At 74.4% G+C, this 1343-nt stretch carries 1 protein-coding gene and 1 pseudogene; both read right to left on the bottom strand.

What is annotated here, in order from left to right; all coding sequences use genetic code 11:
* Positions 1-233 precede the first annotated feature (233 nt).
* Positions 234-674, bottom strand: a complete 441-nt coding sequence (locus tag MXD58_RS27675) for a carboxymuconolactone decarboxylase family protein (RefSeq protein ID WP_248837283.1) — start codon at positions 672-674, stop codon at positions 234-236.
* 144 nt (positions 675-818) lie between these two features.
* Positions 819-1343 (bottom strand): annotated as a pseudogene (locus tag MXD58_RS27670) (bis-aminopropyl spermidine synthase family protein); the annotation flags it as partial.

Here is a 1343-nt window from a genome sequence, read left to right as displayed (position 1 = left end):
AACGGTCGGTGGGGAGGACGTCCATCCGGGCACCAGCTCCGCTTCTACGGCTCGTAGTAGCAGTACGGGTTTCACCGTAGTAACGGCGCCGCGTCCCACCCGGACCTTCGCGCCATGGCCTCCTTCACACGTGTCCCGTGCGCCCGTTCCCACCAGCACGTCCCGCCGCCGTTCCCCCGCCACGACGGCCCGCCCGCGCTGGCCTGTTCGGTCGATCCGGGGGCCCGGGTGCCCTAGTCGGTCGGCGGCTGCGTGCGCGACGGGATCGCGATGCGGTTCCAGCTGTTGATCGTCGCGATCGCGAGGATCAGGTCGGCGGCCTCCCGGTCGGAGAAGTGCTTCGTCACCGTCGACCAGGTGTCGTCGCTGACCCCGTCGGGGCCCAGCCGGGTCGCCTCGTCGGTCAGCGCGAGCGCGGCGCGCTCCCGCTCGTCGAAGAACGGGCCCTCCCGCCACGCGGAGACGGCGAACAGGCGCCGCGACGACTCACCGGCCGCCAGCGCGTCCCGGCTGTGCATGTCCACGCAGTACGAGCAGCCGTTGAGCACCGAGGCCCGCAGCTTCACCAGCTCCAGCAGCGTGGCGTCGACGTTCTTGCGGACGTACCCCTCCAGGCCCAGCATCGCCTTGTACCCCTCCGGGGCGAGCTCGGCCATGTTCAGTCGCTGCGTCATCGTCGTCGCGTCCTTCCCTCTGCGTCCGGCGGTGCCCGCCGGCTCCGGACCGCCCCACTGGCGACCCTTCCTCGACCTGGACGGGGCCGCCACCCGGGATGTGACATGACCATCCGGCGCCGGCCTGCCGGGACGGGACCGACGTCAGGACGCGGGCTCGGTGGTGGCGGCGGCGACGGTGGCCGCCGCGGCGGCGAGGGTCGCGGCGAGAGTCCGCCGGGGCAGGTCGATCAGGCGGGCCGTGAGCAGGTCGGGGTCGCCTGCGGCGCCGCGGACCAGGGACATCGCCTCGCGCTGGGTCAGGGTGCGGGCGCTGCCCTCCCGGGTGAACCCGATCAGGCCGTCGCGCCAGATGTTGCCGAGCCGGCCGTGCGGACGGTCGAGCAGCCACCGGGCGAGGCGTTCACCCGGACGCAGGTCCGCGAGGTCGGTCGCGGCGAACGTCACCAGCCGCGTACGGGAGCCACCGGCGGGCGAGGCGTCGTGCTCCGGCGTCGCCGTCCACTTCGCCCGCAGTGCGCCGGCCGGGCCGGGGGAGCGCAGGTCGGGATGGCCGGCGTCGACGATCACGGCGAGCCGGTCGGCGTTGACGGCCAGCAGCAGCCGGATCAGCCAGGGCCCCGGGTCGTCGGTCAGGTCGGCGACGACGGCCGGGCGTCCGCCGGGGCC

The organism is Frankia sp. AgKG'84/4 (assembly GCF_023242965.2).
Lineage (GTDB): Bacteria > Actinomycetota > Actinomycetes > Frankiales > Frankiaceae > Frankia.
Note: the sequence above shows the minus strand (reverse complement) of the source record. Positions and strands in the feature narration are given on the sequence as shown.